This is a genomic window from Streptomyces sp. P6-2-1, from assembly GCF_050613165.1.
GTDB lineage: Bacteria > Actinomycetota > Actinomycetes > Streptomycetales > Streptomycetaceae > Streptomyces.
In genome coordinates this window covers 1,732,821-1,759,819 of record NZ_CP192513.1, presented here as the reverse complement: position 1 = coordinate 1,759,819, position 26,999 = coordinate 1,732,821, and the positions used below count along the sequence as shown (strand labels likewise).

Sequence of the window (26,999 nt, the reverse complement as noted above, 5' to 3'; positions counted from 1 at the left end):
GCCGGATGACGTACCTAGGGGAGGGTAACGACCGTCGCGGCGAACACGAGACCCGCCCCGAAGCCGATGAGAAGCGCGGTGTCGCCGCTCTTCGCCTGGCCGGTCGCCAGCATCCGCTCCATAGCGAGCGGAATGGAGGCGGCCGAGGTGTTGCCGGTGGTCGCGACGTCGCGTGCGACCTGGACGTGCTCCGGCAGCTTCAGGGTCTTCACCATCGAGTCGATGATCCGCATATTGGCCTGGTGCGGGATGAAGACATCCAGGTCCTCCGGGGTGAGCCCGGCCGCGTCCAGCGCCTGCTGGGCGACCTTCGCCATCTCGAAGACAGCCCAGCGGAAGACCGCCTGGCCCTCCTGGGTGATGGCCGGGAACCGCGCGACCTCGCCGGAACGGTAGTCCGTCCACGGCACGGTCTGCTTGATGACCTCGGCCTTGTCACCCTCGGAGCCCCAGACGGTCGGGCCTATCGCGACCTCCTGCGAGGGCCCCACGACGACCGCGCCCGCACCGTCGCCGAAGAGGAAGGCCGTCGCCCGGTCCTCCAGGTCGGTGAGGTCCGAGAGCCGCTCCACGCCGAGGACGAGCACGTACTCCGCGCTGCCCTCGACGACCATGCCCTTGGCCAGCGTGAGCCCGTAGCCGAAGCCCGCGCAGCCCGCCGAGATGTCGAAGGCGGCGGGCTTGCCGCAACCGAGCTTGTCGGCGATCTCCGTGGCGACGGCCGGGGTCTGCTTGAAGTGCGAGACGGTCGAGACGACGACGGCACCGATCTGCTCCGGTGCGATCCCGGCGTCGGCGAGTGCCTTGCCGCCCGCCTCCACCGACATCGCGGTCACGGTCTCCTCGGGGCCCGCCCAGTGCCGGCTCTCGATGCCCGAGCGCGAACGAATCCACTCGTCCGAGGAGTCGATCGTCTCCAGGATGACCTCGTTGGGGACGACCCGGTCGGGCCGGTAACCGCCGACGCCCAGGATGCGCGCGTACGGGGCACCCTTGGCGGGCTTTATCTTCGACATCTGACGGGGCTCCTCGTCGTCCGGGCGGTTCGGTGCGGGCGGGCGGGCGGGCGGTGGGGGCTTACGGGATTCAGGCGGCGTGCTCGGCGAGGAGCGCGCGCGCGGCTTCCAGGTCCTCGGGGGACTTCAGCGCGAGCGTCGCGACACCCGGCAGCCCGCGCTTGGCGAGACCGGTGAGCGTGCCGCCGGGGCAGACCTCGATCAGGGCGCTCGCGCCCTGCTCCTTGAAGGTCTCCATGCACAGGTCCCAGCGGACCGGGTTCGCGACCTGGCCCACGAGCCTGTCGAGCACCTCGCCGCCGGTGCCGACGACGGCCCCGTCCTTGTTCGACACGTACGCGAGCGCCGGGTCCGCCGGGCTCAGCCCGGCCGCGGCCTTCGCGAGCACGTCGACCGCGGGGGCCATGTGCGCGGTGTGGAAGGCACCCGCGACCTTGAGCGGCACGACACGGCGGACGCCCTCGGGCTTGTCCTCGGCGAGCGCCGCGAGCTGAGCGGCCGTGCCCGCGGCGACGACCTGGCCGCCGCCGTTGACGTTCGCCGGGGTCAGGCCCAGCTTCTCCAGGTGCGGAGCGACGGTCGCGAGATCCCCGCCGAGCAGCGCGGCCATGCCCGTCTCGGCGACCGCGGCGGCCTCGGCCATCGCGAGCCCCCGGGTCCGTACGAGCGTGAGCGCCGCCTCGGCGTCGAGGACCCCGGCGAAGGCCGCGGCCGTCAGCTCACCGACGCTGTGCCCGGCGACAGCGCCGGGGCGCAGCGAGCCGAGCACGGGGGCGCCCCGGTCCTCCAGGGTCCCGGCGAGCGCGGCGGCCGAGAGCAGCCCGGCGGCCACCAGCAGCGGCTGGGCGACGGCGGTGTCCCTGATCGCGTCGGCGTCGGCCTTCGTCCCGTAGTGGACGAGGTCGAGTCCGATCGTCTCGGACCAGGCGGCGAGCCGCTCGGCCGCGCCGGGCAGTTCGAGCCAAGGGATCAGGAAGCCGGGCGTCTGGGCGCCCTGGCCGGGAGCGACGAGTACAAGCACGCTCACACTCTCTCTTGTGAAGGGTCCGGTTCACCGGTGGGGACAAGGACGAATAACCGACAGGGTAATTGTCGGGATCGTACAAAAGACTAGGATCGCTGCTCAGCCGCGGCCAGGCGCCCCAGGATCAGCGCGATCCGCAGCGTGAACGCGGAGCGTACATCCGAGGGTGACCAGCCGGTGACGTCAGTCACACGTCGGAGCCGGTAGCGCACGGTGTTCGGGTGCACGAAGAGCATCCGAGCGGCCCCCTCCAGGCTGCTCGCCTGCTCCAGATAGACGCTCAGTGTTTCCAGCAGCGCCGAGCCCGCCTCCTGGAGCGGTCTGTAGATCTCCTCCACCAGCTGCTGCCGCGCGGCGGGGTCGGACGCCATCGCGCGCTCGGGCAGCAGGTCGTCCGCGAGCACCGGGCGCGGCGCGTCCTGCCACGCCGCCGAGGCGCGCAGACCGGCCGCCGCCGCAGCGGCTGAGCGGGTCGCGGCGAGCAGGTCGGGGACCACGGGCCCCGCGACGACGGGACCCGCCGCGTACGGTCCGATCAGGGATTTCGCCACGGCGAGCGGATTGTCGCTGCCCCCCGCGATCACGACGAGACGGCTGCCGAGCACCCCGGTGAGGACCTGGAGCTTGGCGTGCCTGGCCGCGCGCCTGATCGCCTCGACGGTCAGCTCGCTGTCCCCGTCGGGTGCGGTGCCGAGCAGGACGCAGACGTCATCGGGCGCGTTCCAGCCGAGCGCGGCGGCGCGCGAGACAGTGCCCTCGTCGGCCTCGCCCGAGAGCACCGCGTTGACCACGAGGGACTCCAGGCGCGCGTCCCAGGCGCCGCGCGCCTCGGCGGCCTGCGCGTAGACCTGCGCCGTCGCGAAGGCGATCTCGCGGGCGTACCGCAGCAGCGCCTCGCGCAGCACGGCCTCGTCGCCGGGGGCCGCGACGTCGTCGATCGCGGTCTCCATGACCTCGATCGTCGTGCGGACCATCTCGACGGTCTGCCGCAGCGTGACCGCCCGCGTCAGCTCGCGCGGCGCCGTGCCGAAGACGTCCGTGGAGATCGCCTGCGGGGCCTCCGGGTGCCGGAACCACTCCGTGAAGGCCGCGATGCCCGCCTGCGCCACGAGCCCGATCCACGAGCGGTGCTCGGGAGGCATCGCCCGGTACCAGGGCAGCGTCTCGTCCATCCGCTGGATGGCGCGGGCGGCGAGCCGTCCCGAGGAGTGCTCCAGCCGCTTGAGGGTCGCCGCGTGCGGGTGCGCGGGGGCCGGGGATGCGGGCGAGGCGGCGGGGCGGGATACGGAGTCGGGCACGAGACCAAGACTGCCCTATCGCGCCGACGAACGGGGCGGCCGGGGTCCGTCACGTCCCGTGCGGGAAGCGTCACGATGGGTGCGGCCCGCTACGGTGGGCGCCGTGATCGACGTACGACGCGGCGCTGACCGCTACCCGGGCGGGGAGCCGGACGCGGGCATCACGACCCGGCACGCCTTCTCCTTCGGCCCGCACTACGACCCGGACAACGTCCGCGTCGGGCCGCTCACCGCCTGCAATGAGGAGCACCTCGCGGTGGGCGCGGGCTTCGCCGAACACCGCCACAGCGACACGGAACTGCTCACCTGGGTGGTCTCGGGGGAGCTGAGCCACCGGGACGCGCAGGGCCGCTCCACCCTCGTACGCCCCGGCGACCTCCAGCACCTCGGCGCGGGCGCGGGCGTCCACCACGTCGAGCGCAACGACGGGGCCGGGCCCCTCGTCTTCCTGCAACTCTGGCTCGCGGCACGCACCCCCGCGCTCCCGCCCCGCTACACCGTCGTCCGGGGCCTCTCGCGGCCGTACGCGATCCCCGAGGCGGGCGCGGTGCTCCGCGTCGCGCGCCCGGACCCGGGCGGGACGCTGCCGCTGCCCGCGGGGCCGTACGGGTACGCGCATGTCGTGCGCGGCGACGCCGAGTTGCCGGGCGGGGCGCGGCTCGGCGCGGGCGATTCCGTACGCCTACGGGCCGGGGCGGACACGGAGGGCGCGGTGCTGCGGGCGCGCACGGCGTGCGAAGTGCTGCTCCTGGAGCTGGCGGACCCGTTCGCGTAGGGCGGCCCGGGCCTTGTCGGCGGCCGGGCCGCGCGGGGCGGACCGGCTTGGCCGCTCCGGGCCGCTCAGGCCGTGCGCAGCTCGGCGAGCACCGCGTCGGTGAAGGGCGGCCACGCCTCGATCGCCCAGGGACCGAAGGCGCGCTCAGCGAGGGCGACGCAGGCCGCGCCCGCTTCCGGGTCGACCCACAGGAAGGTCCCCGACTGCCCGAAGTGGCCGAAAGTGCGCGGTGAGGAGTGGGCCCCTGTCCAGTGCGGGGACTTGCTGTCGCGGATCTCGAAACCGAGGCCCCAGTCATTCGGCTTCTGCTGTCCGTAGCCGGGAAGCACCCCGTTGAGCCCGGGGAAGACGACGCCCGTCGCCTCGGCGAGGGTCCCGGCGTCGAGCAGGCGCGGGGCCTGGAGTTCGGCGGCGAACAGGAGCAGGTCGTCCACCGTCGAGTGGCCGTCCTTGGCGGGGGAGCCCTCAAGCGCTGTCGCGTGCATCCCGAGCGGCGCGAAGACCCCTTCGCGCAGGTACTCGGCGAAGGGGATGCCCGTCGCCCGCGCGACGTGCGCGCCGAGCGCCTCGAAACCGGCGTTGGAGTAGATGCGACGGGTGCCCGGCGCGGCCTGGACACGGTCCTCGTCGAAGGCGAGACCGCTCGTGTGCGCGAGGAGGTGGCGCACGGTCGCGCCCTCGGGCCCCGCGGGCTCGTCGAGTTCGACCGCCCCTTCCTCGTACGCGAGCAGGAAGCCGTACGCGGCGAGCGGCTTGGTCACGGACGCGAGCCAGAAGCGGCGGTCCGTGGGGCCGTGCCGCCCGAGGACGGTGCCGTCGCCGCGGACGACCCCCGCGGCGGCGGCCGGAACGGGCCAGGCTTCGATCGACTTCAGGCTCTCAAGGCTCTCCGGGCTCTCCATGCGGGCGAGTCTAGGCGGCGTCTTCCGGCCACCGGTGGGCACGTATTGCCTGGAGTGCGCTCAAGGGTTTTACGGTGGGTGCGGTCCGCCTCACCCGAAGGGACACCCATGACCCTCGCCCAGCCCGCCGCCCCAGGAAGGCCGGTCAACGGCCGCGATCTGTGCCTCGCGAAGCTCGCCGACTACCCGCGCCCGGACGGCAGGGACCACTACACGATCAGCGAGGTCGTCACGCTCACCGGGCTCAGCGCCCACACGTTGCGCTGGTACGAGCGCATCGGGCTGCTCGAAGAGGTGGACCGCTCGCACACCGGGCAGCGCAGGTACAACAACCGCGACCTCGAATGGCTCTCGTTCGTCAACAAGTTGCGTCTGACGGGGATGTCGGTGGCCGACATGGTGCGGTACGGGGAGCTGTCGCGGGCGGGGGAGCACACGGTCGCCGAGCGCCGCGAACTCCTGGAGGCGACGCGGGACGAGGTCCGCTCACGGATCGCGGCGCTCCAGGACACGCTGGGCGTCCTCGACCACAAGATCGGGATCTACTCCGGCGGTGCGTGAGGGGAGCGCGGGGCAGGGTGTGAGGGGCGCGGGGCGTGTGGGGCGGGGCGTGAGGGGCGCGGGGCGCGAGGGGCAGGGCGTGACGGGCGCGTGAGCGGCGGGGGCGTGAGGGGCGGTGCGGGGGTGTGAGGGAGCGGAAAAGGCGCTGAGCACCCCACCGTCGCCCCCGCCCCCTCACAGCTGCGCCAGCAGCTCCTTCTTCTTCGTCGTGAACTCCTCATCCGTGAGCAGCCCCGCGAGGTGGAGTTCCCCCAGGTGCCGGATGCGTTCCGCGATGTCCGCCGGGTCGGAGCGGAGCGCGGCGACGGGCGGTGCGGCCTCGCCCGGAGCGCTTCTCGCCGCGCTGCTCCTGGTGGCGGCGAGGACGGCGGCGGCGAAGGGCAGCGACTCGTGCACCGGGCCGTAGCCGAGACCGAAGACGACGGCCGCCGGGTCGTGGTCGGCGGCGAGCCCCGTGTCCGCGGCCGCGCCCGCTCCCGGGCCCGCGCCTCTGACCGGGGCAGGGACGCGGGGCAGCAGGCGCAGGTAGCCGTCGAGTATCTCGGGCGAGCGCCACTCCACCCCGCTCAGCGCCGTGACGGGGAAGGACTGGTCGCCCGCCTTCCACTTCGTGCTCGACGCGCCCGTGCGCGACCAGCGGAAGGAGACGACCGAGCCGTCGAAGCTCGCCTTGCCGTCGTACGCCTTGAACTGCTGCGGTCCCTCGGGCGCGGCGACCAGGAAGCTCTCGGCGGGCTCGGCCGCGCCCGGGCCGAGGCGCTCGCGGACCTGCGCCGCGTGGAACTCGGCCAGCTCCTCGCGCTCGGCGGGCAGCACCAGGCGGTACGGGTCGCAGTTCTCCTTGAGCTGCCCCGCCGCCGCCTCCATCAGCGGGTCAGCGCCCGCGCGCGGCACGGCGCGCAGCACGACGGTGCCGCGCCGCCCCGGGACGAGTGTCACCGTGTCGATCGCCGCGAGCGGCACCCGGCGCTCCCCAAGGACCTGGAGCAGCTTCGGTGTCCGGATTCCCCGTTCGTAGCGGATGAGCACGGAGTCCTCCGCGAACTCCCAGGTGGCATGGAAACCGGCCAATACATCACCCATGCGGCTCATCGTATGCGGCACGCGCGCCTCCGTCCCCTCTCCTGCGGTCCACCGGTCCGCTTGACCGGCGTCTTTCTTCCCGGCCCCGGCCTCTTGCTTCTCTCCCGTCCCGCCCGGTGTACGCGGTGGCGGGTACGGACGTTCCGTCTCCGGTACGGGTTCCCGGACGGGCCGTCTCCGGTACGGGTTCCGGACGGGCCGTCTCCGGTACGGGTGCGCGGTCGCCGCTCAGGCCAGGCTCGTGCCCCGCGCGGGCACCCCCGCTCTGCACCCCGCGCCGCCCGGCGCGCAGCCGACGTCCCCCACATCCCCCGTACCGATGCGTGCCAGGTTGCGCAGGCTCGCCGTGCCGGGCACGAAGTAGCCACCGTGCCCCACCGCCCCGGTCGAGGAGAAGACCCGCGCGCCGAAGTCCTTGCCGACCGGGTCGGCGCCGTGCCCGAGCGCCCCCAGCTCGACGTGCGGCACGTCCCTGATCCAGTCGCCCGCGTCCCGCGTCGCCCACACCCGCGCCTTCGTGCCGAGCCCGGCCGCGTTCCCGCTGCGCATCCCCGGGCTCCCCGCGACCGCGATGTCCGTGACCGCGCGCGGCAGCCGGTCGGCGGCGACCCCGCAGACCACCGAGCCGTAGCTGTGGCAGACGAGCGCGATCTTCAGGCCGCCGGGCAGCCCCCGCACGAACGCGTCGAGCCGCCCCGCGCCCTCCTGCGCGCGGCTCGCCGTCGCCGCCTCGATTCCGATCCCGCCCGGCGCCGTGTAATCGGCCCAGGCGATCACCGCGGTACGGGCCCGGGGCGCCGCCGCGCGCTCGGCGGCGTAGAGCGAGCGGCCCATCCCGGAGGGCGCGGTGAAGGGCCGGTTGGTGCGCTCGAAGGTCATGAGCGCCGTGTCGACCCCCGGGACGACGACCGAGACGCGGCGCGCGTGCGCGAGATCGCCGAAGACCTCCGCCGCGCGGCCCGAGCCGTTCGGGTCGAAGGCGAGGAAGTCGCGGTCGGGCCGGAGCATCGACGTGTAGCGCGCCGCACGGTCCGCCGCCTCCTCGCGCCCGTCGGGCGACAGGCGCGGATCGTGGGTGCGGCGTACCTCGTGGTCGCGGGCCTGCGTGAGCGCGATCCTGTTGGCGGCGTAGCGCAGCGTGAGCGGGGCGCCGTTCATATTGCCCACGGCGAGCGGATAGCGGTGAGCGAGGCGCTCGCGCTGGGCGGGGCGCAGCGCGGCGAAGAACTCGCGCAGGCGCTCCGGTGGCGAGGCGGCGTCCGGCAGGGCGCGGTGATCGATGCGCGCGTGGTTCCAGGCCCGTACCGACAACTGGAGCGGGCCGCCCGGTTCGTGCCGGGCCCTGACCGCCGTCCAGCCGGTCGTGGCGAGCATGACGAAGACGACCGCCACCGCGAGCAGCGCTCGCCAGGCGTTGAGTTGGGGGGACGAGTCGAAGGAAGTCACTGCGGCACACCCTAGGAGACGGCAAGTGCCCGAGACCAAACCGGTGAGCCACGTCACCCTGCCGCCTCCCCGATCGGGGCCGATCGGCCCGCACCCGTACGGGCAAGGAGGGACCGTCCGGCCCTTCCCCTCAGGACCTCAGGACCTCAGGACCGGACGGCCTCCTCGCCGCCGGCGCCGGAAGAGGAAGAGGCGGAGGGGGAGGCGGTGGAGACAGCGGGGGCGGTGGCAGAGGTGGCAGGAGGGGCAGGGGCGCTGGCAGGGCTGGTGACGGGGGCGGCAGAGGTGGCGACGGGGGCGGCTGTCGCCGACTGGCGCGGTACGAGGCCCGTACGGTCGCCCGGTTCCGTACCCGTAGCCGCGCCCGGCTCCGTACCGCGCGACCCGTCCAAGTCGTCGCCCCCCTCGCCCCACTCCCGCGCCAGCGAGGGGGCCAGCTGGTCCAGGTGCCGCACGGCGAGTGCGCGCAGCGCCTCGACGCTGCCGTCCTGGCCCGCGCCCCAGCGGTGCTCGGTGAGCCGCATGACGCCGCCGAACGCCGCGACCACGACGCGCGGCCGCAGGTCCCGCTCCGGGTCGACGCCCTCGCGCGCGGCGATCACGCGCGCCATCTCCTCCTCGCTCTCGCTCGCCCTCCGCAGCCGCGCGGCGAGCAGCGCGGGGGTACGGGCGACGAGCCGGCACGTGCGCAGGTGCAGGTCCACGGGGACGGAGAGCCCCGCCACCTCGGGCAGTTCGCCCCAGGACTCCAGGACGGCGCGGCGCAGCGCGAGCACAGGCGGCTCACCGGCGGGTCGGGCGCGCAGCGCCTGGAGGAACCAGCGCTCGATCAGCTCCTGGGTCGCGAGGGCCACGTGCTCCTTGGTGGCGAAGTAGCGGAAGAAGGTGCGGGTCGAGACCTCGGCGCGGGCGGCGATCTCGTCGACCGTCGTACCCTCGTAGCCGCGTTCGGCGAAGAGTTCGAGCGCCGTGCGCAGGAGCCGCTCCCGGGTCCGCGTCTTCTTGCGCTCGCGCAGACCGCCGTGTTCGCGCGGACCGCCGTGTTCGCGCGGGTCCCCGTGTTCGTGCGGACCCCCGTGTTCGTGCGGGCCGCTCCGCTCGCGCACCACGGCCGCCGCGCGGTCCCGCTTCTGCTCCGTCACCTTGCTCCTCACTCCTCGCTCCACCGCCCGGGCCCGCGCCCGTGAACTGGCCCTTTGCCCCCGGGCGGGGTTCTGTCAGTTACCGGCATATGAAATTGATTGTCAACTGTCATGCGGTGACAGTAATTTGACGCCCATGACTAGTCAGACCACCGTCGGACCGGAGGACGGGACGCCGCTCGCGCCCGTCGGCAAGGGAGCACGCGGCAGCCTGCGTGGCCGTCCTTGGTTGACACTCTTCGGAGTCGCTATCGGCGTCATGATGGTCGCCCTTGACGGCACCATCGTCGCCATCGCCAACCCGGCCATCGCGGACGACCTGAACACGAGCCTCGCCGGGGTGCAGTGGATCACCAACGGCTACCTCCTGGCCCTCGCGGTGGCGCTCATCACGGCGGGCAAGCTCGGCGACCGCTTCGGCCACCGCCAGACCTTCCTGATAGGCGTGGCGGGCTTCGCGCTCGCCTCCGGCATCATCGGGCTCTCCTCCAGCGTTTCGCTCGTCGTCGCCTTCCGTGTCCTGCAAGGGCTCTTCGGCGCGCTCCTGATGCCTGCCGCGCTCGGCCTGCTGCGCGCGACCTTCCCCGCCGAGAAGCTCAACATGGCCATCGGCATCTGGGGCATGGTGATCGGCGCTTCCACGGCGGGCGGCCCGATCGTCGGCGGGCTCCTCGTCGAGCACGTCTCCTGGCAGTCCGTGTTCTTCGTCAACGTGCCGGTCGGCGTCGCCGCCCTCGTCCTCGGCCTCTTCATCCTCAAGGACCACCGCGCCGAGAACGCCCCGCGCTCCTTCGACGTCCCCGGCATCGTGCTGCTCTCGGGAGCCATGTGCTCCCTGATCTTCGCGATCATCAAAACGGGTGACGGCTGGAGCTGGAGCGACGGGCGTACGTGGGGGCTCCTGGCCCTCTCCCTCGTGTGCTTCGCCGGCTTCGCCTACTGGCAGACCCGTGCGAAGGAACCGCTCGTGCCGCTCGCCATGTTCCGCTCGGTGGCGCTCTCGGCGGGCACCGTGCTCATGGTGCTCATGGCGATCGCCTTCCTCGGCGGCATCTTCTTCGTCACCTTCTACCTCCAGGGCGTGCACCGGCTCAGCGCCGTCGACAGCGGGCTGCACCTGCTGCCGCTCACCGCCATGATGATCATCGCCTCGCCGATCGCCGGTGTGCTCATCACGCGCTTCGGGCCGCGCGTGCCGCTCGTCGGCGGGATGCTCGCCACCGCCGCCTCGATGTTCGGGCTCTCGACCCTGGAGGCGGACACGGGCACCGTCACGATGTCGCTGTGGTTCGCGCTCCTCGGCCTCGGTCTCGCCCCCGTCATGGTCGGCGCCACGGAGGTCATCGTCGGCAACGCGCCGCTCGAACTCTCCGGCGTGGCCGGCGGTCTCCAGCAGTCGGCGATGCAGGTGGGCGGCGCGCTCGGCACGGCCGTGCTCGGCGCCGTGATGGCCGCGCGCGTCACCAAGGACCTCCCCGGCAACTGGACCGACGCCGGCCTGCCGAAGCTCCAGGGCGCCCAGCTCGACCAGGCGTCCCAGGCCGTCCAGCTCGGCGTCCCGCCCATCCCGCCGGACACCCCGAAGGAGGTCGCCGCGCAGATCACCACGGTCGCCCACGACACCTTCATGTCCGGCATGGGCCTCGCCTGCACCGTCGCCGGCATCGTCGCGCTCGTCGCCGCCGCCGTCGCCACGCTCACGAAGAGGGGCGACAACGCGGCCGAGGGAGCGGGCGCCGCGCACATCTGACACGCGTCAATCCAGGGCCCCACCGACTCACCCGGTGGGGCCCTTCGCGCGCTCCGGGGCGCTTTTCCCCTATCAGTGCGGACCCGCTCGTGGCGGCTTCCCCGGCGGACGCGCGGCGGCCCAGAGTGCGCGTCAGAACAGGCGCCCAACGAAAGGACCCGCCGCCCCATGCGTACGCCCCTCATGACGCTCGCCTGCGCCCTCTCCATCGGCGCGACACTCCTCACCCCGGCGCAGGCCGCCGCCCCGGTACGAAGCGCCACCCCGGCGCAGGCCGCCGCCCCGGAACCGGCAGCCGCCCCGGTACGGGCCGCCGGGTCCTCCGGCGCGTGCGGCCAGGGCGAGCTGTGCCTGTGGCCCCGCGCGGACTACGGGGGCAGGCGCACGGCGTACGAACTCTCCGGCACCGACATCGAGAGCTGCGTCCCGCTCGGCGGCACGGCGGGAGCCCTCTCGCTCGCCAACCGCACGGGCCGCCCGGTCACGACGTACCAGTCGGCGGAGTGCGCGGAGACGGGGGAATTCGAGACGTATCCCGGCGGCGGCACGTGGCTCCCGGAATCCTCGTACCGGGTGAGGGCTTTCAAGATCTGGGAGAGGTGACGCGCGAGGGCGGAGCCGGCCGGGGCCCCGGGCCGCGCCCCGCGAGGGCCGCACGCGCGGGAGGGCTCCGCCCCGCGGGAGGGCTACGCGTCGCCTCCCGCCGCCCCCGGATCGGCCGCCGCCACGTCGAGCAGCTGGTACCGGTCGATGGCCCGCCGCAGCACGCCGTGGTCGAGCGAACCGTCCCGGACCAGCTCCGTCAGGACACCCAGCACGATCGACGGCGCGTCGATGTGGAAGAACCGCCGCGCGGCGCCCCGCGTATCGGCGAAGCCGAAGCCGTCGGCGCCCAGCGAGCCGTACCGCCCCGGCACCCACCGCGCGATCTGGTCCGGCACACTCCGCATCCAGTCCGAGACCGCCACGTACGGGCCGCCCGCGTCCGCCAGCTTCCGCGTCACGTACGGCACGCGCGTCTCCTCCTCCGGGTGGAGAAGGTTGTGCTCATCGGCCGCGACCGCCTCGCGCCGCAGCTCGTTCCACGACGTCGCCGACCACACGTCCGCGCGCACGTCCCAGTCCTCGGCGAGCAGCCGCTGCGCCTCCAGCGCCCACGGCACCGCCACGCCCGAGGCGAGGATCTGCGCGCGCAGGCTCCCCGCCGCGCCGCGCCGCAGCAGGTGCAGACCCTTGAGGATGCCCTCGACGTCCACGCCGTCCGGCTCGGCCGGGTGCTGGATCGGCTCGTTGTAGACCGTCAGGTAGTAGAAGACGTCCTCCGCTTCCGGCCCGTACATGCGGCGCAGGCCCTCGCGGACGATGTGCGCGATCTCGTAGCCGTACGCGGGGTCGTAGGCGACGCACGCCGGGTTCGTCGAGGCGAGCAGCTGGGACTGCCCGTCCGCGTGCTGAAGCCCCTCGCCGGTCAGGGTCGTGCGCCCGGCGGTCGCGCCGAGGACGAAACCGCGCGCCATCTGGTCGCCCATCTGCCAGAACTGGTCGCCGGTGCGCTGGAAACCGAACATCGAGTAGAAGACGTAGACCGGGACGAGCGGCTCGCCGTGCGTCGCGTACGCGGAACCGGCCGCGATGAGCGAGGCGACGCAGCCGGCCTCCGAGATGCCGTCGTGCAGCATCTGACCGGTCGGCGACTCCTTGTAGGCGAGCAGGAGTTCACGGTCGACCGACTCGTACTGCTGGCCGAGCGGGTTGTAGATCTTCGCGCTCGGGAAGAAGGAGTCCATCCCGAAGGTGCGGTACTCGTCCGGCGCGATGAGCACGAAGCGCCGCCCGATCCCCTTGTCCCGCATGAGGTCCTTGAGCAGCCGCACGAAGGCCATCGTCGTGGCGATCGACTGCTGCCCCGTGCCCTTCTTGACCGTCGCGTACGCCGTGTCCCCGGGCAGGTCGAGCGGCTTCGCGCGCACGATCCGCGTCGGCACGTACCCGCCGAGCGCCTGCCGCCGCTCGTGCATGTACTGGATCTCCTCGGAGTCCCTGCCCGGGTGGAAGTACGGCGGCAGGCCGCCCTCCAGGTCCTTGTCAGGGATCGGCAGGTGGAGGCGGTCGCGGAAGCCCTTGAGGTCGGCGACCGTGAGCTTCTTCATCTGGTGCGTCGCGTTGCGGCCCTCGAAGTTGGGCCCGAGCGTCCAGCCCTTGACGGTCTGCGCGAGGATCACCGTCGGCTGGCCCTTGTGCTCCTTCGCCGCCGAGAAGGCCGCGTACACCTTGCGGTGGTCGTGGCCGCCGCGCCCCAGGTGCAGGATCTGGTCGTCGCTCATGCCCTCGACCATCGAGCGCAGCCGCTGGTCACCGCCGAAGAAGTGCTCCCTGATGTACGCGCCCGTCTCCGTCGCGTACGTCTGGAACTGGCCGTCGGGGGTCGTATTCAGCTTGTTGACGAGGAGACCGTCGCGGTCCTGCGCGAGCAGCGGGTCCCAGCTCCTGTCCCAGATCAGTTTGATCACGTTCCAGCCCGCGCCCCGGAACTGCGATTCCAGCTCCTGGATGATCTTGCCGTTGCCGCGCACCGGGCCGTCGAGGCGCTGGAGGTTGCAGTTGACGACGAAGGTCAGGTTGTCGAGGTTCTCGCGCGCGGCGATCGAGAGCTGCCCGAGCGACTCGACCTCGTCCATCTCGCCGTCGCCGAGGAAGGCCCACACGTGCGAGCGCGAGGTGTCGGCGATGCCGCGCGCCTCCATGTAGCGGTTCATCCGCGCCTGGTAGATCGCCGAGAGCGGGCCGAGGCCCATCGAGACGGTCGGGAACTCCCAGAAGTCCGGCATCGAGCGCGGGTGCGGATAGCTCGGCAGGCCGTTGGGCGCTTTCGACTTCTCCTGCCGGAATCCGTCGAGCTGGGCCTCCGTGAGGCGGTCCAGGAGGAAGGCGCGGGCGTAGATGCCGGGCGAGGCGTGGCCCTGGAAGAAGATCTGGTCGCCGCCGTCGCCCTCGTCCTTGCCCCGGAAGAAGTGGTTGAAGCCGACGTCGTAGAGGCTCGCGGATGACGCGAAGGTCGCGATGTGCCCGCCGACCCCGATCCCGGGCCGCTGCGCGCGCGAGACCATGACGGCCGCGTTCCAGCGCGTGGCGTTGAGTACCTTGCGCTCGATCTCCTCGTTGCCGGGGAAGTAGGGCTCGTCCTTCGTCGCGATCGTGTTGACGTAGTCCGTGCCGCGCGCCTCGGGCACGGCGACACGTTTCTCGCGGGCCCGCTCGATGAGGCGCAGCATCAGGTAGCGGGCGCGCTCGCTGCCGCGCGCGTCGATCGCCGCGTCGAGCGAGTCGAGCCACTCCTGGGTCTCCTCGGGATCGAAGTCGGGGACCTGGCTGGGAAGACCGCCGATGATGATCGGGGTGGGGTCCTGTGGCACGGGGTTCCCTTCGGGGGCGGGATGCGGGCTTGCCACGATATGTGGGGGTACGCGTGCGCGCGGTGAACCCGGCGCGCGGGGTTCGCCCTCCCTGTCGGCTTCCCTCGGCGCCCCGCCCCGAACCCCGCTCCTCGATCGCGGGAGGGGCTGGACAGCCCCGGGTACGGGGACTCGGCCCCTCCGGCGTCTGGGGAGCGGGGTCCGGGGCGGGGCTCCAGGAGGGGGCCCGGGGTGCCGGGCGGGAGATTTGGGGAACAATGGGTTCATGGGGCGGGTGCACGAAGCGGGGCGCAAAGGTGTCCGAAGTTGGAGGACACCGCCCGGAAAGTCACCGTTTCGGCGGTCTCGGCTGCCGGGTACTTGCGCGATCGGTCCCGCCCGTGTGGACTACGCCCCATGCCCCCGCGCCCGCGGGGGCGCAGCACATCCCGAAACGATCAGGAGGCAATCCGTGAGCGCGACCGCGGACCACGCGGAGGAGCGGACCAGCCCTGCCGTACGGCTGGGTTTCCAGCCCGAGCAGGTGGTCCAGGAGATCGGCTACGACGAGGACGTCGACCAGGAACTCCGCGAGGCCATCGAAGAAGTCACCGGCACGGAGCTGGTGGACGAGGACTACGAGGACCTCGTCGACGCCGTGGCCCTGTGGTTCCGCGACGACGACGGCGACCTGACGGACGCGCTGGTCGACGCCTCGCAGCTGGTCGACGACGGTGACCTCGTCCTGCTTCTGACCCCGAAGACGGGCCGGGACGGGTACGTCGAGCCGAGCGACATCAACGACGCGGCGCGGACCGCCGGATTCACCCAGACCAAGAGCACGAGTGTCGGCAAGGACTGGATCGGCACCCGCCTGGTCACCCCGAAGGGCAACTCGAAGACCAAGCGCTGAACCACGCGGCGCCCACCGGGCCCCCGCCGTTGTCCGGAGACTCCTCCGGTGCGGCGGGGGCCCGGTGCGTAGGGTGGGGGCGGCGCCGGGCCGCAGGGCCCGGGGCGCCGCTTTCCGTACGTATCAGCGCGAAGGATCGGTACCCACATGGCGATCGAGGCCGGCACCAAGGCCCCCGAGTTCGAGCTCAAGGACAATCACGGCCGCACCGTGCGCCTCTCGGACTTCCGCGGCGAGAAGAACGTGGTACTCCTCTTCTTCCCGTTCGCCTTCACCGGGGTGTGCACCGGTGAGCTGTGCGCCCTGCGCGACGAACTGCCGAAGTTCGAGAACGACGACACCCAGCTGCTCGCCGTCTCCAACGACTCCGTCCACACCCTGCGCGTCTTCGCCGAGCAGGAGGGGCTGGAGTACCCGCTCCTCTCCGACTTCTGGCCGCACGGCGAGGTCTCCCGCGCCTACGGCGTCTTCGCCGATGACAAGGGCTGCGCGGTGCGCGGCACCTTCATCATCGACAAGGAGGGCGTCGTGCGCTGGACGGTCGTCAACGACCTCCCGGACGCCCGTGACCTCAACGAGTACCTCAAGGCACTCGACACGCTCTGACCCGGCTCGTCCCCCGGGCCCGACACGCTCCGCGGGACCCGGGGCGAAAGAGCCCGTTTCCGGCGGGAACCGGTCACTACTATCCGTACGTTGTCCCGGATGACGACGTACGAAAGGTGGCGAGCGGCACGCGCCACCACCCCCGACATCATTGGAGGACCCGTGGGAGTCAGCCTCAGCAAGGGCGGCAACGTATCCCTGACCAAGGAGGCCCCCGGTCTCACCGCCGTGACCGTGGGTCTCGGCTGGGACGTGCGCACGACGACCGGCACCGACTTCGACCTCGATGCCAGCGCGATCCTCACCAACGCCGAGGGCAAGGTCTCCGGCGACGGGGACTTCGTCTTCTTCAACAACCTCAAGAGCTCCGACGGCTCCGTCGAGCACACCGGTGACAACACCACCGGTGAGGGCGAGGGCGACGACGAGCAGATCAAGGTCAATCTCGCCGCCGTCCCGCAGACCGTCGACAAGATCGTCTTCCCGGTCTCGATCTACGACGCCGAGAACCGCCAGCAGTCCTTCGGCCAGGTCCGCAATGCCTTCATCCGCGTCGTGAACCAGGCCGGCGACACCGAGATCGCCCGCTACGACCTCTCCGAGGACGCCTCGACCGAGACCGCGATGGTCTTCGGCGAGCTGTACCGCAACGGTGCGGAGTGGAAGTTCCGCGCCATCGGCCAGGGCTACGCCTCGGGCCTGCGCGGGATCGCCCAGGACTTCGGCGTCAACGTCTGAGCCGTACCAGGCAGGCACCGGCCGCGCGCCCCTTCGTCCACCGCCCCGCAGCGGGGTACCGGACGGCGGCGCGCGGCCCGTTCCGTACCGCCTCCGCTTTCCAGCAGGTTCACCAGGGGAGGAAACACATGGGTGTCACGCTCGCCAAGGGAGGCAATGTCTCCCTCTCCAAAGCCGCGCCGAACCTGAGCAACGTCCTCGTCGGCCTCGGCTGGGACGCCCGCTCGACCACAGGCGCCCCCTTCGACCTCGACGCCAGCGCGCTGCTGTGCGCGAACGGGCGGGTGCTCGGCGACGAGTGGTTCGTCTTCTACAACCAGCTCACCAGTCCCGACGGCTCCGTCGAGCACACCGGGGACAACCTCACGGGTGAGGGCGAGGGCGATGACGAATCGCTCCTCGTCGACCTGAACAAGGTCCCCGCGCACTGCGACAAGATCGTCTTCGCCGTCTCCATCCACGAGGCCGAGGCCCGCAGGCAGAGCTTCGGGCAGGTGTCCAACGCCTTCATCCGCGTGGTCAACCAGGCCGACGGGCAGGAACTCGCCCGGTACGACCTCTCCGAGGACGCGTCGACGGAGACGGCGATGATCTTCGGCGAGGTCTACCGCTACGGGCAGGAATGGAAGTTCCGTGCGGTCGGTCAGGGGTACGCGTCCGGACTGAGGGGCATCGCTCTAGACTTCGGGGTCAACGTTTCGTAAAGCCGGACACGGCGCGGAGGGAGTGCTCCTCCAGACAGGTCCGGAGGGGCCCTCCAACGATGAGGAATACGCAGTGCTGTTGAAAACCTTCGGCTGGTCCTTCGGGATCACCGTGCTCGGGCTGATCGCGGCCGCTTTCTACGGCGGCTGGACCGCTTTCGGCGTCGTGGCGATCCTGGCGGTCCTGGAGATCTCGCTCTCCTTCGACAACGCGGTGATCAACGCCGGCATCCTGAAGAAGATGAATGCCTTCTGGCAGAAGATCTTCCTCACCATCGGCGTCCTGATCGCCGTCTTCGGTATGCGGCTCGTCTTCCCCGTGCTGATCGTGGCGGTCACCGCCAAGATCAACCCGGTCGACGCCGTCGATCTCGCGATCAACAACAAGAACCACTACCAGGAACTCGTCACCGACGCCCACCCCGCCATCGCGGCCTTCGGCGGGATGTTCCTGATGATGATCTTCCTCGACTTCATCTTCGAGGACCGTGACATCAAGTGGCTCGGCTGGCTGGAGCGGCCGCTCGCCAGGCTCGGCAAGGTCGACATGCTGTCGGTCTGCGTCGCCCTGATCCTGCTCCTCATCGCCTCCATGACGGTCGCCACGCACGCGCACGTGCACGGCGGCGGTCACGTCGACAAGGCGCAGACGGTCCTGCTCTCGGGGATCGCGGGGCTCATCACGTACCTCATCGTCGGCGGGCTCTCCGGGTTCTTCGAGGACAAACTCGAAGAGGAGGAGGAACGCGAGGAGGAGGCCGAGGAGAAGGCCGTCAAGAGCGGCAAGCCACGCTCGGCCGTCGCGCTCGCGGGCAAGGGCGCCTTCTTCATGTTCCTCTACCTCGAAGTCATCGACGCCTCCTTCTCCTTCGACGGGGTCATCGGCGCCTTCGCGATCACGAACGACATCATCCTGATGGCGCTCGGCCTCGGCATCGGCGCGATGTACATCCGTTCGCTCACGGTCTACCTCGTCCGCCAGGGCACCCTGGACGACTACGTCTACCTGGAGCACGGCGCGCACTACGCGATCGGCGCCCTCTCCGTCCTCCTCCTCGTCACCATCAGGTACGAGATCCCCGAGGTCGTCACCGGGCTCATCGGCGTCGTCCTGATCGCCGCCTCCTTCTGGTCCTCGGTACGGCGCAACAAGCGCATCGAGGCGGAGACGGAGCACGCGCCGGAGAAGGTCTCCGTCTGAGCCCTCGCGGGGCCCGGGTGACAGCGGGGCCGCGCGCTTTCGGCCAGGTCACGGCCGAAGCGCGCGCTCTGGTGTAACGGGCCCCGGGCGCTGGGCACTCTTTTCGTGGGGCGGTCCGATGACACCTCGGGCCGCCCTCCAGCGCGTGAGGCACGACGGGAACGACAGGGGTGTGTGGGCATGGCCTTCCTGGACGGGCTGCGCGGCGGAGCCGCGGCCTTCGACAGCGGGAACACGAGCGGCAGCTCGATCGAACTGACCAAACGGCACCCCACGGTCTCCCTCTCCAAGGAGGGGGCCGTCTCGGGGAACCTGCGGGTCAACCTCTCCTGGCGGATGCGGACGAGCGACCTGGGCGAGCGGCGCCCCGGCGGGGGGCTGCGCGGACTGCGGAGCGGCTGGCGCAATCCGCTGAAGTTCTTCCAGCCCGACGTCGTCCAGGCGCACACGCAGTCGATGGTCAACGTGGACCTCGACCTCGGCTGCCTCTACGAGCTGAAGGACGGCACCAAGGGCGTCGTGCAGCCCCTCGGCGGCTTCCTCGGCGACCTCAACGAGCCGCCCTACCTCAAGCTCAGCGGCGACGACCGCTTCGGCGCCCCCTCCGGCGAGACGATGTACCTCAACCTCGACCAGAAGGACGAGTTCAAGCGGCTGCTCGTCTTCGTCTACATCTACGACCAGACGCCCGCCTTCGACCGTACGCAGGCGCAGGTCACCCTCTACCCCAGCAGCGGCCGGCAGATCGTCATCGACCTCGACGAGCGCGCCCCGGAGGCGCGGTCCTGCGCGGTGCTGAGGATCGAGAACGTGAAGGGGGATCTGGTGGTGCACAGGGAAGTGCGGTTCGTGTACGGGTTCCAGGCGGAGCTGGACCGCTTGTACGGGTGGGGACTGCAATGGGGGCGCGGCTTCAAGTCCAAGGCGGGGCGCTGAGGCGCTCCCCCCTCAGCGGATGAACTGCGGGCCCATCAGCGGCAGACCGTTCTCCGGCTCGTTCTGCGGGTACCCGTAGGGGTCCGGCTGCTGCGGGTAGCCGTACGGGGCCGGGGGCGCCGCCGGGGGCTGCGGGTAGCCGTAGGCCGGGGCGGGCGCGGGCGCCGGGGAGGGGGCCGGGACGGTGACGGGGGTCGGCGCGGGGGCCGGGTCCGGTTCCGGGTCGGGGGCCGCCGATTCGTCGACCGTGATGCCGAAGTCCGTCGCCAGGCCGATCAGGCCGTTGCTGTAGCCCTCGCCGAGCGCGCGGAACTTCCACTCGCCGCCCCTGCGGTACAGCTCCCCGCAGATCAGCGCGGTCTCCGCGCCCGTCTCCGGGCGGATCTCGAAGGACGCGTACGGCTCCGCGTTCTCCCCGGCCGCCGCGTCGAGCAGCAGCAGGCGCAGGTCGCGTACCCCCTCGAAGGGCAGGCTCTCGGCCGAGGCGACGAGCAGGACCCGTTCCACCTCCGCGTCCACGCGCGCCAGATCGGCCTGAAGCGTGTCCCTCATGCTGGAGCCCAGGCGCCGCTTGCCGAGGCTCCACACCGTCCCCGAGGGGTGCCGGGGCTGGTTGTAGAAGACGAAGTCGTCGTCCGAGCGCACGCGTCCGTCCGCCCCGAGCAGCAGCGCCGAGGCGTCGACCACCGAGACCTCGGGGCTGGGTGACCAGCACACGACGGCGCGGACCGCCGCCGCCTCGACCGGGACGTTCGAGCCCTTCAGCATGGCGTGCGTCATGCCGTCATCCTGCCTTCCCGAGGCGCCCGCGGACAACGCGGGTACCCCCGTGCCGCCCGGGCGAGCGCCCCTCCCGTAGCGGGCTGCCGGCCCCCGGTCATCAGAAGTTCACGGGGCGAGGGAACCACTCCGGCTCGCCCGTACGTACTATTACCGGTCACTTCTACTCGAACACTTCTTCCACCTGAGGGGTCAGATGCAGCATTTCGGGCACATCGCCCCGGCGGAACGCGCACGGCTCTTCCACCGGGAACCCCGCGCCTTCGCCGCGGACTCGCCGCCGGAGTTCCTCGCGACCGCACTCGGCGCGACCCTGTACACGCCGGCGACGCGGCCGCGTCTCGCCGAGGACGTGCGCAAGCAGGCCGCACGCGGGACCGTCTCGATGGTGCTGTGCCTGGAGGACTCCATCAGCGACGAGGACGTGCCCGCCGCCGAGCGGAACCTCGTCCAGCAGCTCGGCAAGCTCGCCGCGGGACCCGCGGACGGGCTCCCGCTGCTCTTCGTGCGCGTCCGCACGCCCGAGCAGCTCAGCGACCTCGCCCACCGCCTGGGCCCGTCGATCCGCGTGCTCAGCGGCTTCGTCCTGCCCAAGTTCACCGAGAAGTGCGGGCTCGCCTTCCTCGAAGCCCTCGCCGCGGCCGAGGCGGCCGCCGGACACCGGCTCTTCGCGATGCCCGTACTCGAATCGCCCGAACTGCTCCACCTGGAGACCCGGCACGAGGCCCTGGCCGGAATCGCGCGCGCCGTACGCGCCCACCGCTCCCGCGTCCTCGCCCTGCGCCTCGGCGTCACCGACTTCTGCTCCGCCTACGGACTGCGCAGACCCGCCGACCTCACCGCCTACGACGTCCGCATCGTCGCCTCGGTCATCGCCGACGTCGTCAACGTGCTCGGCCGCGCCGACGGCACCGGGTTCACCATCACCGGGCCCGTCTGGGAGTACTTCCCCGTCGCCGAGCGCATGTTCAAACCCCAGCTGCGCCGCACGCCCTTCGTCGGCGGCGAGGCCGACGAACTGCGCGACGCGCTCATCGAGCGCGACATGGACGGGCTGCTGCGCGAGATCGCCCTCGACCGCGCCAACGGACTGCTCGGCAAGACCTGCATCCACCCCACCCACGTCGCCCCCGTGCACGCGCTCTCCGTCGTCACGCACGAGGAGTACAGCGACGCCGAGGACATCCTGCGGCCCGAGCGGGGCGGCGGCGGGGTGCTCCGCTCCGCGTACACGAACAAGATGAACGAGGTGAAGCCGCACCGCGCCTGGGCCGAGCGCGTCCTGCGCCGCGCGGACGCCTTCGGCGTCGCCCGCGAGGACGTGGGCTTCGTCGACCTCCTCGCCGCCGTCACCCCGCAGGACGCCCTGTGAGCCCTGCGCGGGGCCCCCTCCGGCCGGACCTCCTCCGGCCGGACCCCCGGCGGCCCCGCCCCCTCCGACCGACCGAGAGAGACGAACACGTGGTGTGGACAGGAAGCTGGGTCGCCGAGCGACTCGGCGTACGGCTGAGCGGCGACCCCGGCATCGAGGAACTGCTCGGGCTCGCGCTGCGCCGCAACCCCAAGCGCGCCCACCTCCTCGTCTCGCACGTCCTCGGCAAGCACGTGCCGCGCTCCCCGCGCCTCGTCGCCGAGACGGGCCGCGCGCTCGGCCGTGAGGTCCGCGCCCTGCTCGGGGACGCGGCGGACGAGGCCGTCGTCCTCGGCTACGCCGAGACGGCCACCGCGCTCGGGCACTGCGTCGCCGACGGCATCGGCACGGCCCCTTACCTCCACTCCACGCGTCGGCCCGTCCCCGGCATCGCGCCCGTCGGCGGCTTCGAGGAGGCGCACTCGCACGCGACCTCGCACCTCCTGCTTCCCGCCGACCCCGGCCTCCTCACCGCGGCGGGGCCGCTCGTCCTCGTCGACGACGAGTTCTCGACCGGCTCCACGGTCATCAACACGCTGCGCGAACTCCACGCCCTGCGCCCCCGCACCCGCTACGTCGTCGTCGCCCTCACCGACATGCGCGGCCCCGCCGACCGCGCCCGCCTCGACGCCCTCGCCGCGGAACTGGGCGCCCGTATCGACCTCGTGGCCGCCGTCGCGGGTCACGTCGAACTGCCCCCCGACGTCCTGGACCGGGGGCTCGCGCTGGTGGCGGCCGAGGAAGCGCGCCAGGCCGCGGAGGCCCGTGAGACGGCGGAGGCCCGTAAGACGGCGGAGGCCCGTGAGACGACGGAGACAGGTGAGACGGCGGCGACAGGCGAGGGGGCGGCGCGCGAGGCCGCCGCGCTCCGTACCGCCGGCCCCGCACGGACGCGACCTGTGCACCTGAGCCTGGCCCCCGACTGGCCCGCCGGGCTCCCCGAAGGGGGCAGGCACGGCTTCGCGCCCGCCGACAGGGACCGGCTCGACGCCGCCCTGCCCGCACTCGCCGCGCGCATGCGCGCCGCGCTCCCCGAAGGCGGCGGACGGCTGCTCGTCCTCGGGACCGAGGAGCTGATGTACACGCCGCTGCGCCTCGCCGAAGCGGTCGAGACGGGCGCGCCGGAGTGGGACGTGTGCTTCTCGACCACGACCAGGTCCCCGGTCCTCGCCGTCGACGACCCCGGCTACGCGATCCGTACCGCGCTCGCCTTCCCCGCCCACGACGAGCCCGCCGACGGCCCGGGCCCGCGCTACACGTACAACGTCGCGGGCGCCGGCTTCGACGCGATACTCCTCGTCACCGACGCGGCGGGCGACACCCCCGCACTGCACGCCCCCGGCGGGCTTCTCGGCACACTCGCCGGGCACACCCCCCACCTCCTCCACACGACGCTCCCGCACCACCTGCCCGCGGCGCCCCGCGTCCCCCCACCCCGTACCGCACCGGAGGACACCCTGCTCCCCGCACCGCTCCGCGGCCCCGCCTTCTCCAGCTACCCCGCCGAGGACGTCGGCTGGCTGCTCCAGGACCTCTCGGACACGCCGCTCGAAGCCCCCACGGAGGAGCGCGAGGAGGCGATCCAGAGCGGCGGCGCGCACTACGCCGAATCGCTCCCCGTCGAGTACCAGCCGACCCCCGCCTACCAGCGCCTCTACCACGAGGCGCTCGAAGCGTCCGCCGCGCGCGTCGCCACCGCCGTCGGCACCGTCACGGAGACCGTCCTCGCCGAGCGCTCCCCGCGCCCCGTCCTCGTCTCGCTCGCCCGCGCGGGGACCCCCGTCGGCGTGCTCATGCGGCGCTGGGCGCGCGAGCGGCACGGCGTCGACGTGCCCCACTACGCCGTCTCGATCGTGCGGGGCCGCGGCATCGACGCCAACGCGCTGCGCTGGCTCGCCGCGCACCACGACCCGCGCGACGTCGTCTTCGTCGACGGCTGGACGGGCAAGGGCGCCATCACCCGCGAACTCACCGAGGCCCTCAAGGACTTCCCCGGCTTCGACCCCGGCATCGCCGTCCTCGCCGACCCCGGTTCCTGCGTGCGCACCTACGGCACGCGCGAGGACTTCCTCATCCCCTCCGCGTGCCTCAACTCCACCGTCTCCGGTCTCATATCCCGTACGGTCCTGCGCGCCGACCTCGTCGGGCCGCACGACTTCCACGGCGCCAAGTACTACCGCGAGCTGGCCGGTTCGGACGTATCGAACGCCTTCGTCGACACGGTGGCCGCACGCTTCGCCGAGGTCGCGGAGACCGTCGGGCAGCGCGTCAAGGAACTCGCGGGCAGCGACCGCGCCCCGACCTGGGAGGGCTGGCGCGCGGTGGAACGCCTCAGCGAGGAGTACGGCATACACGACGTCAACCTCGTCAAGCCCGGCGTCGGCGAGACCACCCGCGTCCTCCTGCGCCGCGTGCCCTGGCGCATCGTCGCGCGCCGCGACGCGGGCGCCGACCTCGACCACATCAGGCTCCTCGCCGCACAGCGCGGCGTCCCCGTCGAGGAGACCGACGACCTCCCGTACACGTGCGTCGGGCTCATCCACCCGCGCTACACGCGCGGCGCGACCGGCGCGGACGGCAAGGCGGTGAACCTCGCGTGAACCGCGTCCTCGTCGCCAGCGACCTCGACCGCACCCTCATCTACTCGGCCCGCGCCCTCGCCCTCACCGAGCCCGACGAGGCGGCCCCGCGCCTGCTGTGCGTGGAGGTCTACCGGGGCGAACCGCTCTCGTACGTCACCGAGACCGCCGCGGCGCTCCTCACCGAACTCGCCGCGCGCACCACGTTCGTCCCGACCACGACCCGCACCCCCGCGCAGTACGCGCGCGTCCACCTGCCCGGGCCCCCGCCCCGCTTCGCGATCTGCGCCAACGGCGGCCGCATCCTCGTCGACGGCGAGAGCGACCCCGACTGGTCGCGTCGCGTCGAACGCGCCATCGCCACCGGCTCCGCGCCGCTCGCCGCGATGCGCGAACGCCTCCTCGACGGAGCCGATCCCACGTGGCTCCTCAAGGAACGCGTCGCCGAAGACCTCTTCGCCTACCTCGTCGTCGACCGCGCGCTCCTCCCCGACGGCTGGCTCGACGAGACGACCGCCTGGGCGCACGAGCACGGCTGGACCGTCTCGCTCCAGGGCCGCAAGCTCTACGCGGTCCCGCGCGCCCTCACCAAGAGCGCCGCGCTCCACGAGGTCGCCGCGCGCACCAACGCCACGCTCACGCTCGCCGCGGGCGACTCGCTCCTCGACGCCGACCTCCTCACCGCCGCCGACCGCGCCTGGCGCCCCGGCCACGGCGAACTCGCCGACCAGGACTGGCGGCACGAAGGCGTCACGGCGCTCACGGAGGCCGGCGTGGCGGCGGGCGAGGAGATGGTCCGGAGATTCCTCAAGGCGGCGCAGTAGAGGCCGGGCCCGCGCTCAGCCGCAGCAGCCGCCCCCGCAGCAGCCACCGCCCCCGCCCTGCGGCGCGGGCGGGGCGCCGCCCGACGCCCGGCCCCCGACGGCCACGGTCGAGAGCAGCTTGACGGTGTCCGCGTGCCCGGCGGGGCACTCCGCGGGGGCACCCGAATCGGACATGGGACGGTTCAGTTCGAAAGTGTCACCACAGGCACGGCAGCGGTACTCGTATCGAGGCATGCGCACAGCGTACGGGGACGGGCGCGGCGCGGGGGAGACCGGAGGCGAGCGGAGCGGGGCGAGCGGGGTGAGCGGGGCCGGGCGGGAGCGTGTGGGCGCGAGCGGGCGGGCGGGCGGGAGCGCGTGGGGCGGCCCGCGCCGGGTGGCCTGGGCGCCCCTCGTGCCCGTACCGCTCGGCAGCCCGCCTCAGCCCCCGCCGCGCTCCTCGCGGATCTGCTCCACGACCCGCGCCGCCGTTCCCCGCACCGCCTCCGTCTCGCGCAGGAACTGCCAGTAGTCCGGGTGGTGGCCCTCCAGAGCCATCACCGCGCGGTCCAGGCGCGCCACCGCGTCGTCCAGCGGCCGCGCGTGCCGTGGATCGGGGGTCTGGCGGCCCGTCATCGCGAGCCGCTGCGCGTCCCGTACGGCGAACCGCGTCCGCTCGATCTCGCGCTGCGGGTCCTTCGCGACCTCGTTGAGCTGCCGCAAGCGGTCCCCGGCGGCCGAGACCGCCTCGTCCGTCTCGTCGAGCAGCGCCCGTACGGTCGCGAGCAGCGCGGTCGCGTCGGCCCAGCGCTGCTCCTCGCGGGCCTGCCGCGCCTCCGCGAGCTTCGTGCCCGCCTGCGCCACGTGCTTCGCCGCCTCCTCGGGAACGTGCTGGAGGTCCTGCCAGCACGGCGCGGTGAACCTGCGCCGCAGCTCGCTGAGCACGGGATCGACCTGCGCGCTCCGCGTCGTCAGCGCCTCCGCCCTGGTCCGCAGCGAGACGAGCCGCCTGTCGATCTCCCCGGCCCGCTCCGGCAGCCGCTCCGCCTCCGCGCGCAGCGCCTCCGCCTCGCGCCGCACCCGGTCGGCACGCTGGATCGTCTCCGCCACGCCGTGCCGCGCGGCGCCCTCGTTGAGCCGGGTCAGCTCAGGGGCGAGCGCCGCGAGCCGCGCGGCCAGCTCGTCGGCGCGCAGCCCCTGGGCGCGGACGGCGTCGAGCACGGTCGTCGTGGCGAGCAGCGACTGCTTGGCGCGCTCGACGGCGGGGGCGAGTCGCGCGAGCTGCGTCTCTGCCTTGCCGAGCAGCGGAGCGAGACTCTCGGCGAAACGGTCGAGGTCCGCCTTGACCCGCTTCAGCTCGTCCTTCGCGCCGTCCAGTTCGCGCCGCGCCCGCGAGGCCGCCGCGCCGTCCAGCTCGTCCCTGTCGAGGTCCACGGCGTCGACGGCGGCGATGTACGTACCGCTCGCCTCGTCGATCCTGCGGCCGAGCGCGGCGAAATCGGAGACGGCACGCTGCCCGGCCGGGCTGTCGTCGACGGCGGAGATCGTCTCGACCGAGATGCGCAGATCGCGCTGCGCGGTGTCCAGCTCGTAGAAGGCGTTCGCCGCCGCGTCCCGCGCGGCCTGCGCCTCCGCGCGTCTGTTCTCGCCGCGCCCGCCACCGCCGAACCAGCGCCGCGAACCGCCCCCGCCCCCGGTGAGGGCGCCGGGCAGCGCGAGGAGAAGGGGGAGGGGAAGCAGGCTCAGCGCCACGAGACCGCGCAGCGGCGACGGCGCGGGGCGGGCCCCGGACCGTACGGGAACCGAGGACCGTGCCGGAACCCCGGACCGTACCTGGACAGCACCTGACCCGGGCCGCCGTGCCGCCCGTCCGGTGCACGACCGCCGAGGTGTCGCCGTCACAATCCCTCTCCCGTGCCGCGTCTGCTTGCTCGTTTCA

General features: G+C 72.6%; 24 protein-coding genes. 13 read left to right on the top strand and 11 right to left on the bottom strand.

Going from position 1 to position 26,999, the window contains the following annotated elements:
* Positions 1-14: 14 nt before the first annotated feature.
* From ACQYWQ_RS07770 to ACQYWQ_RS07760, 3 genes are all read right to left on the bottom strand, one after another.
* Complete coding sequence (locus ACQYWQ_RS07770) at positions 15-1,016, bottom strand: ketoacyl-ACP synthase III (protein ID WP_431033174.1); 1,002 nt, start codon at positions 1,014-1,016, stop codon at positions 15-17.
* 70 nt (positions 1,017-1,086) lie between these two features.
* The gene (locus ACQYWQ_RS07765; RefSeq protein WP_431039104.1) at positions 1,087-2,037 is read right to left on the bottom strand and encodes an ACP S-malonyltransferase; all 951 of its coding nucleotides are present in this window, start codon (positions 2,035-2,037) and stop codon (positions 1,087-1,089) included.
* A gap of 89 nt (positions 2,038-2,126) precedes the next feature.
* Entirely contained in the window at positions 2,127-3,338 is a 1,212-nt protein-coding gene (locus ACQYWQ_RS07760; protein ID WP_431033173.1) for a PucR family transcriptional regulator, read from the bottom strand.
* Positions 3,339-3,432: 94 nt separating this feature from the next.
* Here ACQYWQ_RS07760 and ACQYWQ_RS07755 point away from each other — a divergent pair, with 94 nt between their 5' ends.
* Positions 3,433-4,113, top strand: coding sequence for a pirin family protein (locus ACQYWQ_RS07755; protein ID WP_431039103.1), 681 nt, complete (start codon positions 3,433-3,435; stop codon positions 4,111-4,113).
* A gap of 65 nt (positions 4,114-4,178) precedes the next feature.
* Here the strand turns inward: ACQYWQ_RS07755 and ACQYWQ_RS07750 are convergent, their stop codons facing one another.
* Complete coding sequence (locus tag ACQYWQ_RS07750) at positions 4,179-5,015, bottom strand: serine hydrolase domain-containing protein (protein ID WP_431033172.1); 837 nt, start codon at positions 5,013-5,015, stop codon at positions 4,179-4,181.
* Between the two features lie 108 nt (positions 5,016-5,123).
* Between ACQYWQ_RS07750 and ACQYWQ_RS07745 the strand changes: the two genes are divergently transcribed.
* Entirely contained in the window at positions 5,124-5,576 is a 453-nt protein-coding gene (locus tag ACQYWQ_RS07745; RefSeq protein ID WP_431033171.1) for a MerR family transcriptional regulator, read from the top strand.
* Positions 5,577-5,750: 174 nt separating this feature from the next.
* Here the strand turns inward: ACQYWQ_RS07745 and ACQYWQ_RS07740 are convergent, their stop codons facing one another.
* The 3 genes from ACQYWQ_RS07740 to ACQYWQ_RS07730 form a co-directional block, all read right to left on the bottom strand.
* On the bottom strand, positions 5,751-6,659 hold the full coding sequence (locus tag ACQYWQ_RS07740; protein WP_431033170.1) for a DUF4429 domain-containing protein: 909 nt from the start codon (positions 6,657-6,659) through the stop codon (positions 5,751-5,753).
* Between the two features lie 228 nt (positions 6,660-6,887).
* Positions 6,888-8,105, bottom strand: coding sequence for an alpha/beta hydrolase (locus ACQYWQ_RS07735; RefSeq protein ID WP_431033169.1), 1,218 nt, complete (start codon positions 8,103-8,105; stop codon positions 6,888-6,890).
* A 146-nt stretch (positions 8,106-8,251) separates the two neighbouring features.
* Complete coding sequence (locus tag ACQYWQ_RS07730; protein ID WP_431033168.1) at positions 8,252-9,247, bottom strand: TetR/AcrR family transcriptional regulator; 996 nt, start codon at positions 9,245-9,247, stop codon at positions 8,252-8,254.
* A gap of 136 nt (positions 9,248-9,383) precedes the next feature.
* Here ACQYWQ_RS07730 and ACQYWQ_RS07725 point away from each other — a divergent pair, with 136 nt between their 5' ends.
* Positions 9,384-10,997 (top strand): MFS transporter, encoded by a 1,614-nt coding sequence (locus tag ACQYWQ_RS07725; protein WP_431033167.1) that lies wholly within the window; start codon positions 9,384-9,386, stop codon positions 10,995-10,997.
* A 168-nt stretch (positions 10,998-11,165) separates the two neighbouring features.
* Positions 11,166-11,600: a peptidase inhibitor family I36 protein gene (locus ACQYWQ_RS07720; protein ID WP_431033166.1), complete on the top strand. Its 435-nt coding sequence runs from the start codon at positions 11,166-11,168 to the stop codon at positions 11,598-11,600.
* An 83-nt stretch (positions 11,601-11,683) separates the two neighbouring features.
* On the opposite strand, the gene aceE is transcribed toward ACQYWQ_RS07720, so the two are convergent.
* Positions 11,684-14,410, bottom strand: a complete 2,727-nt coding sequence (gene aceE / locus ACQYWQ_RS07715) for a pyruvate dehydrogenase (acetyl-transferring), homodimeric type (RefSeq protein ID WP_431033165.1) — start codon at positions 14,408-14,410, stop codon at positions 11,684-11,686.
* 451 nt (positions 14,411-14,861) lie between these two features.
* Here aceE and ACQYWQ_RS07710 point away from each other — a divergent pair, with 451 nt between their 5' ends.
* The 6 genes from ACQYWQ_RS07710 to ACQYWQ_RS07685 all read left to right on the top strand — a co-directional run bounded on the left by ACQYWQ_RS07710 (position 14,862) and on the right by ACQYWQ_RS07685 (position 19,487).
* Positions 14,862-15,302, top strand: a complete 441-nt coding sequence (locus ACQYWQ_RS07710; RefSeq protein ID WP_431033164.1) for a DUF3052 domain-containing protein — start codon at positions 14,862-14,864, stop codon at positions 15,300-15,302.
* Positions 15,303-15,449: 147 nt separating this feature from the next.
* On the top strand, positions 15,450-15,908 hold the full coding sequence (locus tag ACQYWQ_RS07705) for a peroxiredoxin (protein WP_431033163.1): 459 nt from the start codon (positions 15,450-15,452) through the stop codon (positions 15,906-15,908).
* A gap of 162 nt (positions 15,909-16,070) precedes the next feature.
* Positions 16,071-16,646 carry a TerD family protein gene (locus tag ACQYWQ_RS07700; protein WP_431033162.1) on the top strand — a complete coding sequence of 192 codons (576 nt, stop codon included), beginning with the start codon at positions 16,071-16,073 and terminating at the stop codon, positions 16,644-16,646.
* A gap of 128 nt (positions 16,647-16,774) precedes the next feature.
* The gene (locus ACQYWQ_RS07695) at positions 16,775-17,350 is read left to right on the top strand and encodes a TerD family protein (protein WP_030995426.1); all 576 of its coding nucleotides are present in this window, start codon (positions 16,775-16,777) and stop codon (positions 17,348-17,350) included.
* Between the two features lie 73 nt (positions 17,351-17,423).
* Entirely contained in the window at positions 17,424-18,551 is a 1,128-nt protein-coding gene (locus ACQYWQ_RS07690; RefSeq protein ID WP_431033161.1) for a DUF475 domain-containing protein, read from the top strand.
* A gap of 180 nt (positions 18,552-18,731) precedes the next feature.
* Positions 18,732-19,487 (top strand): Tellurium resistance, encoded by a 756-nt coding sequence (locus ACQYWQ_RS07685; RefSeq protein ID WP_431033160.1) that lies wholly within the window; start codon positions 18,732-18,734, stop codon positions 19,485-19,487.
* A 12-nt stretch (positions 19,488-19,499) separates the two neighbouring features.
* Here ACQYWQ_RS07685 and ACQYWQ_RS07680 read toward each other — a convergent pair whose 3' ends face one another.
* Complete coding sequence (locus ACQYWQ_RS07680) at positions 19,500-20,267, bottom strand: TerD family protein (protein WP_431033159.1); 768 nt, start codon at positions 20,265-20,267, stop codon at positions 19,500-19,502.
* 196 nt (positions 20,268-20,463) lie between these two features.
* On the opposite strand from ACQYWQ_RS07680, the gene ACQYWQ_RS07675 reads away from it, so the two are divergent.
* The 3 genes from ACQYWQ_RS07675 to ACQYWQ_RS07665 all read left to right on the top strand — a co-directional run bounded on the left by ACQYWQ_RS07675 (position 20,464) and on the right by ACQYWQ_RS07665 (position 25,081).
* Positions 20,464-21,639, top strand: a complete 1,176-nt coding sequence (locus ACQYWQ_RS07675) for an HpcH/HpaI aldolase/citrate lyase family protein (RefSeq protein ID WP_431033158.1) — start codon at positions 20,464-20,466, stop codon at positions 21,637-21,639.
* An 89-nt stretch (positions 21,640-21,728) separates the two neighbouring features.
* Positions 21,729-24,278, top strand: coding sequence for a phosphoribosyltransferase (locus ACQYWQ_RS07670; protein ID WP_431033157.1), 2,550 nt, complete (start codon positions 21,729-21,731; stop codon positions 24,276-24,278).
* Positions 24,275-25,081: a hypothetical protein gene (locus ACQYWQ_RS07665; protein WP_431033156.1), complete on the top strand. Its 807-nt coding sequence runs from the start codon at positions 24,275-24,277 to the stop codon at positions 25,079-25,081. Before ACQYWQ_RS07670 ends, ACQYWQ_RS07665 begins: the two co-directional genes overlap by 4 nt.
* A 15-nt stretch (positions 25,082-25,096) precedes the next feature.
* On the opposite strand, the gene ACQYWQ_RS07660 is transcribed toward ACQYWQ_RS07665, so the two are convergent.
* Both ACQYWQ_RS07660 and ACQYWQ_RS07655 read right to left on the bottom strand, forming a co-directional pair.
* The gene (locus ACQYWQ_RS07660) at positions 25,097-25,315 is read right to left on the bottom strand and encodes an FmdB family zinc ribbon protein (RefSeq protein ID WP_431033155.1); all 219 of its coding nucleotides are present in this window, start codon (positions 25,313-25,315) and stop codon (positions 25,097-25,099) included.
* Between the two features lie 186 nt (positions 25,316-25,501).
* Positions 25,502-26,962 carry a hypothetical protein gene (locus ACQYWQ_RS07655; protein WP_431033154.1) on the bottom strand — a complete coding sequence of 487 codons (1,461 nt, stop codon included), beginning with the start codon at positions 26,960-26,962 and terminating at the stop codon, positions 25,502-25,504.
* Positions 26,963-26,999: the final 37 nt, after the last annotated feature.

Excerpts from the sequence above, each read along its gene's own strand:
- ACQYWQ_RS07770 (WP_431033174.1), bottom strand. The coding sequence starts at position 1,016 with ATGTCGAAGATAAAGCCCGCCAAGGGTGCCCCGTACGCGCGCATCCTG.
- ACQYWQ_RS07750 (WP_431033172.1), bottom strand. The coding sequence starts at position 5,015 with ATGGAGAGCCCGGAGAGCCTTGAGAGCCTGAAGTCGATCGAAGCCTGG.
- ACQYWQ_RS07745 (WP_431033171.1), top strand. The coding sequence starts at position 5,124 with ATGACCCTCGCCCAGCCCGCCGCCCCAGGAAGGCCGGTCAACGGCCGC.
- ACQYWQ_RS07740 (WP_431033170.1), bottom strand. The coding sequence starts at position 6,659 with ATGGGTGATGTATTGGCCGGTTTCCATGCCACCTGGGAGTTCGCGGAG.
- ACQYWQ_RS07725 (WP_431033167.1), top strand. The coding sequence starts at position 9,384 with ATGACTAGTCAGACCACCGTCGGACCGGAGGACGGGACGCCGCTCGCG.
- ACQYWQ_RS07720 (WP_431033166.1), top strand. The coding sequence starts at position 11,166 with ATGCGTACGCCCCTCATGACGCTCGCCTGCGCCCTCTCCATCGGCGCG.
- ACQYWQ_RS07705 (WP_431033163.1), top strand. The coding sequence starts at position 15,450 with ATGGCGATCGAGGCCGGCACCAAGGCCCCCGAGTTCGAGCTCAAGGAC.
- ACQYWQ_RS07695 (WP_030995426.1), top strand. The coding sequence starts at position 16,775 with ATGGGTGTCACGCTCGCCAAGGGAGGCAATGTCTCCCTCTCCAAAGCC.
- ACQYWQ_RS07685 (WP_431033160.1), top strand. The coding sequence starts at position 18,732 with ATGGCCTTCCTGGACGGGCTGCGCGGCGGAGCCGCGGCCTTCGACAGC.
- ACQYWQ_RS07680 (WP_431033159.1), bottom strand. The coding sequence starts at position 20,267 with ATGACGCACGCCATGCTGAAGGGCTCGAACGTCCCGGTCGAGGCGGCG.
- ACQYWQ_RS07675 (WP_431033158.1), top strand. The coding sequence starts at position 20,464 with ATGCAGCATTTCGGGCACATCGCCCCGGCGGAACGCGCACGGCTCTTC.
- ACQYWQ_RS07660 (WP_431033155.1), bottom strand. The coding sequence starts at position 25,315 with ATGCCTCGATACGAGTACCGCTGCCGTGCCTGTGGTGACACTTTCGAA.